General features: G+C 45.3%; 9 protein-coding genes. 7 read left to right on the top strand and 2 right to left on the bottom strand.

What is annotated here, in order from left to right; all coding sequences use genetic code 11:
• Window positions 1–253 precede the first annotated feature (253 nt).
• The 7 genes from MHN00_RS18285 to MHN00_RS18255 all read left to right on the top strand — a co-directional run bounded on the left by MHN00_RS18285 (window position 254) and on the right by MHN00_RS18255 (window position 9,033).
• Window positions 254–1,273 (top strand): aldose epimerase family protein, encoded by a 1,020-nt coding sequence (locus tag MHN00_RS18285; protein WP_014975371.1) that lies wholly within the window; start codon window positions 254–256, stop codon window positions 1,271–1,273.
• A gap of 172 nt (window positions 1,274–1,445) precedes the next feature.
• A complete protein-coding gene (locus tag MHN00_RS18280) occupies window positions 1,446–2,501 on the top strand; it encodes a UDP-glucose--hexose-1-phosphate uridylyltransferase (protein ID WP_014947878.1) in 1,056 nt (351 codons plus the stop codon).
• Window positions 2,494–3,633, top strand: a complete 1,140-nt coding sequence (gene galK / locus MHN00_RS18275; RefSeq protein WP_039217399.1) for a galactokinase — start codon at window positions 2,494–2,496, stop codon at window positions 3,631–3,633. The genes MHN00_RS18280 and galK overlap by 8 nt, the downstream gene beginning before the upstream one ends.
• A gap of 357 nt (window positions 3,634–3,990) precedes the next feature.
• Window positions 3,991–5,553, top strand: coding sequence for a sodium/sugar symporter (locus MHN00_RS18270; protein ID WP_014975374.1), 1,563 nt, complete (start codon window positions 3,991–3,993; stop codon window positions 5,551–5,553).
• Window positions 5,554–5,820: 267 nt separating this feature from the next.
• Entirely contained in the window at window positions 5,821–6,405 is a 585-nt protein-coding gene (locus MHN00_RS18265) for a single-stranded DNA-binding protein (RefSeq protein ID WP_014947881.1), read from the top strand.
• A 208-nt stretch (window positions 6,406–6,613) separates the two neighbouring features.
• Entirely contained in the window at window positions 6,614–7,567 is a 954-nt protein-coding gene (locus tag MHN00_RS18260; protein WP_061439040.1) for a hypothetical protein, read from the top strand.
• A gap of 179 nt (window positions 7,568–7,746) precedes the next feature.
• Window positions 7,747–9,033 carry a dienelactone hydrolase family protein gene (locus MHN00_RS18255; protein ID WP_239302015.1) on the top strand — a complete coding sequence of 429 codons (1,287 nt, stop codon included), beginning with the start codon at window positions 7,747–7,749 and terminating at the stop codon, window positions 9,031–9,033.
• 78 nt (window positions 9,034–9,111) lie between these two features.
• On the opposite strand, the gene MHN00_RS18250 is transcribed toward MHN00_RS18255, so the two are convergent.
• Entirely contained in the window at window positions 9,112–11,241 is a 2,130-nt protein-coding gene (locus MHN00_RS18250; protein ID WP_239302014.1) for an alpha-galactosidase, read from the bottom strand.
• Between the two features lie 309 nt (window positions 11,242–11,550).
• Window positions 11,551–13,005, bottom strand: a complete 1,455-nt coding sequence (locus MHN00_RS18245; RefSeq protein ID WP_039217377.1) for an SLC5 family protein — start codon at window positions 13,003–13,005, stop codon at window positions 11,551–11,553.
• Window positions 13,006–13,048: the final 43 nt, after the last annotated feature.

Raw genomic sequence — 13,048 nt, 5'->3', positions numbered from 1 at the left:
AAAGATAAAATTCTAACGCTTAGCTTGTGGTGTCTTTTACGGGGCTGAGATGCATTAGAGAGATGAAGAGCGTTAGATTACCTAAGTGGTTTTACCTTCTATGATTGTTAATCAAACCGCTGTAAAAAAGAATGGAAAACGTATAACCTCCTAGGCATTCTGAAAGATTGCATTATTCATTAATGTATAAAAAATGTGTGGTAGGTTGGAACGCGTCAGTTTACTAAGCACGTCTTAAGGTAAAAATTTTGTTATGAAAATAAATGTATCTGCATTTGGTGAAGTTGAAGGCGAAGTCATAAACGCCTTTACGTTAACTAACGACAACGGCATGTCAGTTACCTTGCTTAACTACGGTGGAATTATTAAAGAAATTCACTTCCCGAATGCAGAAGGTGAATCGGTAAGTTGTGTCCAAACTTTCGAGACTCTACAAGACTATATAGATGACCCGAGCTATCGCGGTGCGATCGTAGGACGCTACGCAAACCGAATTGGACATGGCTCGTTTGCGTTAAATGGAACAGAGTACACCTTAGATAAAAATGGCGGTGAACATAATCTACACGGCGGCCTAGCTGGATTTCATAAGAAGGTTTGGGCGGCAAGCGTCCAAGAGACGACAGACAGTGTGGCTGTAACATTTACCTTAACTAGTCCTGATGGGGAAGGTGGCTTTCCCGGAACTGTTAATGTAGAGGCATGCTATTCCCTTGATCAAAACAACGAGTTATCTCTTGTGATCACCGCAAACACAGACAAAGAAACCCCGCTTAGTTTCACGCAGCATGCTTACTTCACGTTGAGCAACGACCCGCAAGTGGGTAATACATTGCTACATATAGATGCTGACAAAGTAACGGACGCAGATAGCACCTTGCTGCCAACTGGAAAACTGGTCGAAGTTGCCAATACTCCCTTTGATTTCACGAAACCTACAGCAATAAAAGAAAGGGCAGAGCAATCTAATTCCCATCCATTATTTGATAGGGTGGGAGGCTACGACCACAACTATGTACTCCGTGATACGCCTGAGCATACCCCACAAGCAACCGTAAAAGCACTTGATACAGGTATTGCTATGTCGTTATTTACTAACTTGCCGGGTTTGCAGTTTTATACTGGCGGGTTGAAAACCGACGATCAGCTTGGTGCCTTGTGCTTAGAACCACAGCATTTCCCGGATGCACCCAATAAGCCCGAGTTTCCAAACTGTTTCGTAAAACCCGGGGAAACCTTCAAAGCAAGTATGCGATACAAGTTCAGCGCATAGAAATCGTTATGTAGTGACAAAAGAAAATTATTTGTTATCAATTTAACAATTAATTTTCTTTGTTACGCAATTGATAAACGTAGAAGCTTGCTATATCATTATCAGGGTAAACGTTTAACCCTATTTAATGTTGCGCATTAGAGCGTAGCAGGCTAATTCAGAGAGAGTGATTATGGGAACCCCTTTCGACCCTACCAACGATCCACATCGCCGTTACAACCCTTTGTTGGGTGAGTGGGTGTTAGTGTCGCCTCACAGAGCGAAGCGCCCTTGGCAGGGAGCCTCAGAAGAGCCAAACAACGAACAAAAGCCATCTTACGACTCTACGTGTTATTTATGTCCAACAAACACCCGCGTGAATGGTGAAGTTAACCCTGATTACAAAGGTACGTTTGTTTTTCAAAACGATTTTGCTGCCCTTAAGCAAGATACAGAACAAGCCAGTGAGAAAAAGGGGCTGTTTCAGTTCGAAACTGAGCAAGGCTGCAGTCGTGTTATTTGTTTTTCCCCTGATCACAGCAAAACATTACCTGAGCTTTCCGATGAAGAACGCGTAGACGTAGTCAACACGTGGAAAGCACAAACCGCTGAACTTGGTGAAACCTATCGCTGGGTACAAGTTTTTGAAAACAAAGGCTCAATGATGGGGTGTTCAAATCCTCACCCTCATGGTCAAGTATGGGCGCAGCAGCATGTGCCTACCGACCCAGCGAAAAAAGTCGTGCAGCTACAGCAATACTTTGGTGATAACGGCACGCCTATGCTGTTGGACTATGCCGAACAAGAAGTAGCGAAGCAAGAGCGAGTCGTGTGTCAAAATGATGATTGGGTTGTAGTTGTACCATACTGGGCCGCTTGGCCTTTTGAGACGCTACTGTTACCGAGATTTGACGTGCAATCTATGCACATGCTCTCGGATTCTCAGTCGCTATCTCTTGCTAAGATCATTGGCGAAATTACAGCGAAGTACGACAACTTATTTGAAACGTCTTTCCCATACTCTATGGGATGGCACAGTGCCCCATTTGATAGTGAAGCGCACCCTGAATGGACGCTACATGCGCATTTCTTCCCACCACTTCTGCGCTCAGCAAGTGTACGCAAGTTTATGGTTGGGTACGAAATGATGGCAGAGGCACAGCGAGATTTGACCCCTGAACAAGCGGCAGACAGATTAAAAGCACTATCCACAGTGCACTATAAGAAACGTGAGAATGCGAATGGATAATCAAGTACTTTCTTCTAATTTTGAAACGCACTACGGCGAGGCGCCAGCGTTAATCGCACATGCGCCGGGTCGAGTGAACATTATTGGTGAGCACACCGATTATAACGAAGGGTTCGTATTTCCGGCTGCAATCAACTTTGGAACGTGGGTTGCGGCAACAAAGCGCGCAGATAATGACATCGTGGTTACCGCGATGGATTACGAAAATCAGCAAAACCAGTTTTCGTTGTCAGACATTAACTATGACGAAGAACAAGGGTGGGCAAACTATGTTCGCGGCGTAGTGAAAGTACTTAAAGAGGCCATGCCAGATTTTGGCGGCGCTAACTTATTGGTTACGGGCAATGTGCCACAAGGTGCTGGGTTAAGCTCTTCGGCATCTTTTGAAGTGGCTATACTAAAAGCGTTAAGCGCGCTGTATGAGTTGCCCCTCGATGGCGTACAGGCTGCACTGCTAGGCCAGAAAGCCGAGAATACGTTCGTAGGCTGCTCATGCGGAATTATGGATCAGTTAATCTCTGCTATGGGTAATGAAGGCATGGCAATGCTGCTTGATTGCCAGTCGCTAGCCATTGAGCATTCACCACTACCAGACTCGCATCAAATCGTTATCATCAATTCGAATGTTAAACGTGGTTTGGTTGACAGTGAATACAACTTGCGTCGTCAGCAGTGTGAACAAGGCGCGTCGTTATTGGGTGTGTCATCGTTACGCGAAGCAACTATGGAAATGCTAGAAGGCGCTAAAGCACATATGCCAGAGGTGGTTTATCGCCGCGCGAAGCATATTGTTACCGAAAACGCTAGAACACTGGCAGCAAGCCAAGCCTTAAAAGCTGGCGACATCGAAACGGTGAGTGAAGCCATGGCGCAATCTCACATCTCCATGCGTGATGACTTTGAAATTACCGTTCGCCCAATCGACTACTTGGTTGAGATCATTGGTGAAGTGCTGGGTAAATCGGGTGGTGTTCGCATGACTGGCGGTGGATTCGGCGGCTGCGTAGTGGCCCTTGTACCTACCGACAAAGTTGAAGCGGTGAAGCAAGTCGTGGCCGACAAGTACTCTGATGAAACAGGATACAGTGCTGACATTTATGTGTGTACGGCTACACAGGGCGCGTTTGCCTAATTATCGATTTAAATACAGCATTAATGCACAAACCTCTCCCCTTTCTAAACAATCCTATTCTTTAGAATTGTTTGTGTCCCTTAAGCCGCATCCATTGGTTGCGGCTTTTTTTTTACAAAAAGTGCACATTTCTAGTTAAAAAAAGTAAACAAAGTGTGATACTAATACTACCCGCAATAACGCGATAAGTTTAACGGTGAGTTTTTCACCCATTTATGATTTATTGTGCTTTGCGAAACGCGTTTTAATAACGTGACACTGGTGTGGCAACAACCAATATAATAATAAAAACAATTTTTCACCTGTGTACCCTGCATAACAATCGCCGCACCCAAAATAAGAACTTTGGGAAAAACTATGAAATTAGCATCAATAGATATCACGTTGTTCGTGGTATACGTCGTCGCGCTTGTCGGAATTGCGTGGTGGGTTTCTCGCGAAAAGCAGGGTCATCAAAAAGATACAAATGATTACTTTCTAGCGGGCTCAAGCTTGCCATGGTGGGCAATTGGCGCATCACTCATCGCTGCCAATATCTCTGCCGAACAAATCATCGGCATGTCGGGGTCAGGTTACCAGTTGGGGCTTGCCATTGCGTCTTATGAGTGGATGGCCGCCATTACGCTGCTTATTGTCGGCAAGTTCTTCTTACCTATCTTTCTTAAGCATAAAATTTACACCATGCCTCAATTTCTTGAGCAGCGATATGATCATCGCGTTCGCAAGGTAATGGCAATATTCTGGCTAGGTGTTTATGTTTTTGTAAACCTAACTGCTGTGCTGTGGTTAGGTGCATTGGCCATCAATACCATCGCGGGTGTTGATATGGTTTACGGCATGATGTTCTTAGGCCTTTTCTCGTTAACCTATTCACTTTACGGCGGCTTGAAAGCGGTAGCACTCACCGACATTATTCAAGTCGTGTTGTTGGTTATTGGTGGCTTGTTCCTGTCGTATACGGCGTTAAACCTAATCAGCGACGGCAATGGTGCCATCCAAGGTTTTGTTGACCTTACTAACAAGCTCCCTGAGAAATTCGACATGATATTGTCAGAAGACAACCCGCACTATATGGACTTGCCGGGCATTTCTGTATTGATTGGCGGTATGTGGATCATGAACCTATCGTATTGGGGCTTTAACCAGTACATCATTCAGCGCACGTTGGCGGCAAAGAGCGTTCAAGAAGCGCAAAAAGGTATTGCGTTTGCGGCTTTCCTAAAACTGCTAATGCCGCTAATTGTGGTATTGCCAGGGATTGCAGCAGTGCTAATTGTGCCAGACTTAGCTAAACCGGACCAAGCATACCCAAGCCTAATGACGCTGATGCCTGTTGGCCTTAAAGGTATTATCTTCGCAGCCTTGGTGGCGGCGATTGTGTCCTCGCTAGCGTCGATGACAAATAGCGTTTCTACTATTTTTACCATGGACCTTTATAAAGATAAGCGTCCAAACGAGTCGCAGCAGCATTATGTGAAAGTGGGTCGTATCGTTAGCTTGGTCGCGCTAATCATTGCTATGGTGGTGGCCAAGCCGCTGTTGGGTAATTTCGATCAAGCATTCCAGTATATCCAGGAATTCACGGGCTTCTTTACACCAGGTATCTGCGCATTGTTCGTTTTAGGTATGTTCTGGAAGAAAACCACAGCAAACGGTGGTCTATTGGCCGCATTAGGCTCATTTGTTTTAAGCATTGTATTTAGACAATTCTGGCCTGAACTGCCGTTTATTGACCGTGTTGGTCTTGTGTTCCTGCTTTGTGTCGCTTTAGCTGTGGTTGTTTCTCTGCTAGAGAAAAAAGGTGTCAGTGAAAACGCTGTCGACCTAAACGAAGTGCAGTTCAAAACCACAAGCGGATTTAATGTAGCATCTATCGCTGTAGTTATCCTTACAGCAGCGTTTTACATTACGTGGTGGTAGCAGACAAGGAAGGGCGTTTTTAATCGCAACGCCCTTGCTAAAATTAGCTAAAAACAACGCGAAAGTTCAGAAGACGCTGACAATAAATTTTGTTAAGTTCTAGAACGTGTTGCAGTTAGTAACGTAAACCTGTGGTGAAAAACTTCAATTTTCCCTCATAAAATGCGGTATACTAACCGGCTAATATTCGATGAACTTTCGCGCTTGCTGATGTCTTACTAAGAAGAGTTATACAGCAAGCCACTAAAAACGTTACAGGAGACATCAATGGCAACGAAAGGCGTTAATAAGGTTATTCTTGTTGGAAACCTTGGCAATGATCCTGAAGTTAGATACATGCCTAACGGAAACGCCGTTGCGAACTTAAGCCTAGCAACTAGCGAAAGCTGGAAAGACCAACAGGGTCAGGTTCAAGAGCGCACTGAGTGGCACCGCCTTACAATGTACCGTCGCTTAGCAGAAATTGCCGGAGAGTACCTGAAAAAGGGCTCGCAAATTTATGTTGAAGGTAAATTGCAAACACGTAAGTGGCAAGATCAGCAAGGCCAAGATAAATACACCACTGAAATTATCGTAGACCAAATGCAAATGCTTGGCGGTCGCGGCGGTGAAGGCGGTGGTGGTAACGGTGGTTACCAACGTCCTCAGAACAACCAAGGTGGTTACAACCAGGCGCCTGCACAAGGCGGTTATAACCAAGCGCCACAGCAAGGTGGTGGTCAGCAGGGCGGCTACAACTCAAACCAAGGTGGCGGCTACAATCAAGCGCCTCAAGGTGGCAATCAAGGTCAGCCAAAGAACCCACCAATGGCTGAGCCAGATTTTGACTTCGACGATGACATTCCGTTCTAAGCAAAAACAGTTCATGTGTTGAAAATATTCTAAGAGCCGCTTTAATAGCGGCTCTTTTTTTGAGCTAAGTTCGCCCAATTATGAGATTGGTGCCCGCCTTTCTTCCCCCGATTACCTTAAAATAATTTCATCATATTCCCATTGTTGTTTTCCCATAAACGCGATGAGTGAGCTTTAAGAATTACGTGTAAAAGGTTGGGTTTTTGCAGTGTCAGTAGTAGTAACCTTGGTGGCTTTTGTTTTGTTGTGTCTTAAAAGCAGCGTGCTGTTTGCGCAAACAGACGGCGAATGTGAAGGGGAAAGCTGCGTCTCCAAAAAGCCTACAGTAGTATGGTTGCGACCACCCGAGCTTGGAATTGAAGGCAGTGGTGTCAGTATCACTTCAGGGCCGATCTATGACGTCATGGCGTACCTCTCTACACACCTGCATAACTACGACCACCAATTTGAAGCTTATCCGGTTAAACGCGCATGGTCGTTGGTACAGCATCAACAATCCGCACAAAAAGTGTATTGTTTTTATGGCGCCGCTTACCAAGAAGAACGCGCTGAGTGGGGATATTACTCTCAGCCAACCTCTATAAACTTACCGCTACTCATTGTTGCAAGAAAAGCGCTTCAGCCTTCACTGAAAAATGAATTAGATACCGCGCAGTCTCAGCCAACACAGGGATATTTTGAGTCCATTTCTTTACGTGCTCTGCTTCAGCAAAATTTGAGAACGGTACTCTACAACGATGTGAATAACGTATACGCCGATACTGTTGAGCAATGGGCTACAAAAAACAATGTGGTTCGTTTAAATGGGTTAAGCAAAGACTTAGGCATGCATACCATTGCCCTTCTGGAAAGTGGAAGAATAGACTTTGGCTATGTAGGGCACCGCGAGCTTTCAGCATTACCAGAAGAAGAACTCGATGCGCTTAATGTTTATCAAATCAGTGAACTGTCACAGCAGCTAAGAGGAACAAAGCGCTTACTGTGTTCTAAGAGTGAGCTAGGACAAGCGGTAACGAGTGATCTAGACAGCGCGCTAACTCACATTACATCTACGCCTATGAAAAGCCAAACCTTAAGAGACATTAACTTTGTGGCAGATGGATACCCTTTATTTCTTAAACCACTTTTTGATGAAAGGTGGAAGCAATACCTTTCAAACTGAAGGCTTTCAAGGTTTTACGTTTTACCATTACTTTCACGACAATTCATACGTAAAGCAGCCTATTTTATTACCTCCCCTTATTCTTCCTAATCAACAATAATAATAGTGTTTGGCTTGTGTGATACCCGTGACGAGGTATTATAAATTTGCCTGTTAATAACGAGAAAATTCCCCAAATTATGAAAACGTTATCCCTGCTTTTTGGCGGTGCTGTTCTGGTTTCAGCGACCGCGGCCATATCTCCTTCGGTATCAGCTGCTCAAACGCTTTATAAGCCGTTTCCAGCCGACGTAATGCCATCGTTAAGTGAGAAAGGTAACTATGATGTTGGCGTAAAGACAATCGAAGCGGCTTATCCTGCTAAAGTAAAAGACATTGCTGGTAATGAAGTCGAGCGATCACTTACTTTGGAGGTTTGGTATCCTGCAGCAAGCTCGGCTCAAAAGGCCACGTACATTAATGAAACAAGAAGTGGTCAGGTGTTTGAGGTACAAGCTGATGCAAGCCGTGATGCGCCTATTGCCGCTGCTGACACTGATTTTCCGGTAATTGTTATCTCTCATGGTTATACCGGTTACCGCACCCTTATGTTTTATTTAGGCGAACACCTCGCGTCTCACGGTTATGTAGTAGCGGCAATCGACCACACAGATTCCACAAACAAAGATGTTAATTTTGCAGAAAATCCGTATTCAGGTTTTCCAAGTACGTTATTAAATCGTTCACGAGACCAAGTTCTTACATTGAACAGCATCAGCGAAAATACCTTTTTTAAAGAGAGTGTAGATGCAAGCAAAGCGGGAGTGATTGGCTATTCAATGGGGGGCTACGGCGCAGTTAGCACGGTAGGAGGATGCTATGCTTTTAACGACCAAACCGCTGCAACCTTCACTGGTACACAAGATCCTAAAACGGCGGCGTTAATTAAAGAAGCGCTTAACACCTGCGCAGGTGGCAAGGCCAGTAGCGAAGAAGCATTACCAGCCTGGAAAGCGGCGCTAGCACTTGCGCCATGGGGCGGGCAACATCAGCTATTTGATGTGCAATCGCTAAACAATATTAAAGTTCCTGTTCTTTATGTTGCTGGGGATAACGACGATATTTCTGGCTACGACGGTATAAAGTGGTTATTCGATAATACCGGCAGTAAAGAATCTAAGTTACTAACCATTAAGAATGCACGCCACAATGTTGCACCTCACCCTGCACCTAAAGAAGCTTATGGCAGTGAATTTGATTTGGGAAGTTACATTGAGCCGGCATGGGAAGTGCAAAAGCTTAATGCCATTAACGAGCATTTTGCGCTTGCGCTTATGAACTGCCATGTGAAAGCCTTACCTGAGTATTGCGGCTACCTAAATGTAGATGGCAGCAGTGCACAAGTCCCTGTTAACGGCAAAAAGCCAGAGCCTTGGAAAGGGTTTGACGATCGCTGGGCGTTAGGCTTGGAGATGCAAAGCAAGTAAGCACCACAAAAAAGCGAGCAGCGGCGTAACACCGCTTAGCTCGCTTTAGCTTCTAGCTTTCGAGTCGAGTCTTCAGCTCTATACCGCTTTAACGGTATAAATCAATGCAGTTTGTGGGAAGAGCACCGGCAGCTGCATACCGTATTTCATCAATACTTCGCCAGAGAATACTTGCCCTTCAGTTTGTTGCAAAATAGACGGGGTGTATTCTTTTAGCTTTTCAGGCCATACACGCTCAATGGTGTATTGTTTGTTAGCATCAAGACCTGCAAAGTAGAAGCGGTTTGGCGTAGTGCGAACAGTTTCCAAAACGCTGTTATATGCAAAAATACCTTCTTGCTTGTCTTTAGATACATAACCAAATTTTACGTTCATGCCGTCATCGTCCATGCGGAATAGGTCGCCGCCGTGGGTGATATGACGATACTTTTTGTAAAGTGAAATAGCATCAGTAAGCACTCTTTGCTCGTGGTCAGTAAGTTCACGTGGGTCCATCTCTATACCCATATGGCCAAACAAGGCTACTGCCGAACGTATCTCAACAGGTAAGTGTCTACCCGTTATATGGCAGTCGCGCGGGCCAACGTGTGCGCCCATTACTTCAGCCGGGAAGAAATAAGAACAACCACGCTGAACATACAAACGGTCTAGTGCGTCGTTAGAATCCGACGTCCAGAAACGATCTGTGTGTGGCAAAATACCTAAATCTACACGGCCGCCTCCTGAACAACAGCTTTCTATCTCAATGCCTGGCTTCGCTGCCTTAACGCGGTCTATTAAGCTGTAAAGCGCAGCCATTTGACCATGCATCGCAGGTTTACCGTGAAGGTTGCCGGGGTGGTTTACGTCGCGGTTCATGTCCCATTTGATGTAGCTGATTTTGGGGTACGTCTTCAGTACATCAGTAATCACTTTATAAAGGTACTCAACCACTTCAGGGTTGGTTAAATCCAATACGTACTGATTTCTAAAAGGAACGTGAGGGTTATTCTCGGTTTGCAGCGCCCACTCAGGATGTGCGCGGTAAAGGTCGCTGTCAGGGTTTACCATCTCTGGCTCAAACCAAATACCGAATTCCATGCCAAGGCCAGTAACATGGTCAATTAGCCCGTCTAGTCCTTCAGGATAGATAGCTTCATCAACAAACCAGTCGCCAAGCCCTGCCTTGTCGTTTCTGCGCCCTTTAAACCAACCATCATCTAACACAAAGCGCTCAATGCCCAGTGGTGCAACTTTATCGGCTAAGGCTTTAAGTTCATCTTCGTTATGATCGAAATAAATTCCTTCCCATGTGTTGTAGTGCACTGGGCGAGGCTTCGATTCAGCACTGTGGTTTAGCACGTTGCTGCGAATGAAGTTATGGAACTGTTGTGATAGCGAAGAGAAACCTTCACAGCCATAGCCTGTGTAAAGCACGGGGGATGTATAGCTTTCGCCAGCGTTAAGTACCAATTCACCTGGAAATAATAACTCACCAAACTGCACATAGCTTCTGCCATCAGCCATAAGCTCGGCGCGAAGCTTGTGGTTTGCAGAAGCGCCAAGGTGATAGCCATAGCACTCACCGTTAAGTTCACCCGTGCCTTGAGGGAATGCAATCAGGCCAGGGAAGGTGTCGTGAGATGTTTTGCCTCGGCGATTTTCACGTACATAACTTCCAAAGAAGAGATCGTGATCTTTGGTTTGAAACTCTGCTGACCAGCGGCCTTCAAATGTTTTAATTTTACTTACGGAAGTAGGCAAGGGCAGGCTAGCGGCATTCAAATAGCCTAAATTGAGCGGTGTTTCGCCACTGTTTTCGAGACGAGAAACGTATTTTACTACGCTTGTTTTGTTATCGAGCTCAACAGTTGTGATAAGACGCATACCGCGGCGAGCGTCTTCGCTTACGAAAGCAACAGACTGTGCATCTTCATTTATTTCGGTCAGGCTAAAGCCTGCTGACCACTGGTCGGCATCGCCCGACACTTCAAGACCTGGCTGACCCGTCCAGCCGTCACCGTGAGTCGGTACCAACGTAATCGGCGGTTCAATTACGGGTGCGCATTTGGCTTCTTGACGGGTGTTTAAAACGCTCAGCATTTCTGGTGTTGTACTGTCACTTAATGGCGCACCATAGTAAATGACTTTGGGCATACGACCCTGGCAGTCGAATATTAATGTGGCTTTCTCGTTCGACAAACGAACGAATGATGTGAGTGACGACATAAAAACCTCATTTTACATGCCTAGATGTTTATAGCGCATGTTGTTAAAAGAAAAGATGACTGAAAAGTACAGAAGGAACATCCGTACGGTTTTATGGTTTTACAACGGTTTATCGAGCTTAATACCTGCTTTCTTGCACGGTCGTCGAGTAATTAAATCTGTTTCAATCACGCTTACAGAGTCTTCTCTCTGCTTTCATCTACTTCACAGCGTGTGGCGGAACAAAAGTAAGCAACAAACCGTACTTTTGCTCCGCCACAACCGTAGTAATCCTAGTTATCTGAACCAGCCAATATATGGCTGACCTTATTAGCCGTGTGCTTCTTCGCTCTCTATCAAACGACCACGCCACTCTGCCTTTTGCTTAAATACAACCCGATTTAAGACAAGGGCGAGGGCAATACAGCAAACCAATGTGACCAACATCAGGTGAATGTAGTGCAGGCCGAAAGGAGCGTGTACAAAGCTAAAGAAAGCGTATAGACCCACACCAAAGACAACTGCCGCTATTCCCGCGTTGGCGTTTACGTTATTAAATAGTAATCCAACAATAAAGATGGAAAGAATAGGCATACTTAACAACCCGAAAAGTTGTTGAAGCAGGTTGATGATGCTTTCTGCTTGCGCATACACAGGAACCATAACTAGCGATACAATAGTAAGCGCCGCGGTCACAAAGCCGCTTAAGCGCGCAACGTTTGGCTTCTTCTGAAAATACGCCTCGTGTATATCGCAGACATAAAGTGCAGTCGCAGAGTTGAGGTTACTGTTGTAAGTAGTGAGTACTGCTGCAGCGAGGGCCGCTGCAAATACACCTGATAGCCAGCTAGGTAAAACATCACCTACCAACGTACCGTAAGCGGCATCGTTGATATCGCCGTACAGCTTATACGAAATGATACCTGGAACTACGATAATGGTAGGAACAACGATAAAGCGGATGATCGCTGCAGCGTATACGCCTTTCTGTGCTTCTTTTAAATTAGGTGCAGCCATGGCGCGCTGAGTGATTACCTGATTCGTACTCCAGTAGAAAGTCTGGATAAACACCATACCGGTTAATAACGTGTGCCATGGTAGAGGTGAATCATTATCACCAATTAGGGTTAAGCGTTCGGCAGGTATGCCCGAGAAATCAAAATCGATTGCGAATAGTGCAAGAACGACAACAACAATCGCCATAGTCAAAAGCAATACGCCAGAATAGGTATCTGAAACTGCAACCGCGCGAAGCCCACCAAAGATAGCGTAGAAGGCACCAATCAATGCAAAAGCGGTGGCAACATACATAAGTGGAATGTCTACATTGAACATGTTAATCATGAAAAGCGAGCCGGTGTAGATTACGGCAGGCATGAAAATAAGGCTGCTACCTAGGAAGAAAAGAAGGCCTATTAGTGCTCTTATATGCTTGTTGTTATAGCGCATTTCCAGTAATTCGGTGGTTGTGGTGCACTGATAATGATAATAGACGGGAAGAAAAACTCGCGCGAGAATGATTAGGCCCGCCACCGCGGCAAATTCCCACCACGCAAGCAGTGCCATTTGGTTACCGTTCATCCCTACAAGTTGATCGGTACTTAAATTAGTTAACGTTATTGAGCCCGCGACGTATATCCATGTTAGTCCGCCGCCAGCTAAGAAATATTCTTTGTTTTCGTTGGCTTTACTATGCCCATGACCGCGACACTTTAAATAGGTAAGAAGCCCGATAAGTGCGGTGATGAAAATAAAAACGACAAGTTGGGTTAAGCTGCCTGACACGAAAAACTCCTCAGCAGAATAAAGACAAAAGGGGGCAACAGCG

This window comes from Alteromonas sp. Cnat2-8, from assembly GCF_022348355.1.
Lineage (GTDB): Bacteria > Pseudomonadota > Gammaproteobacteria > Enterobacterales > Alteromonadaceae > Alteromonas > Alteromonas macleodii.
This window is presented reverse-complemented; position numbering and strand designations above follow the sequence as displayed.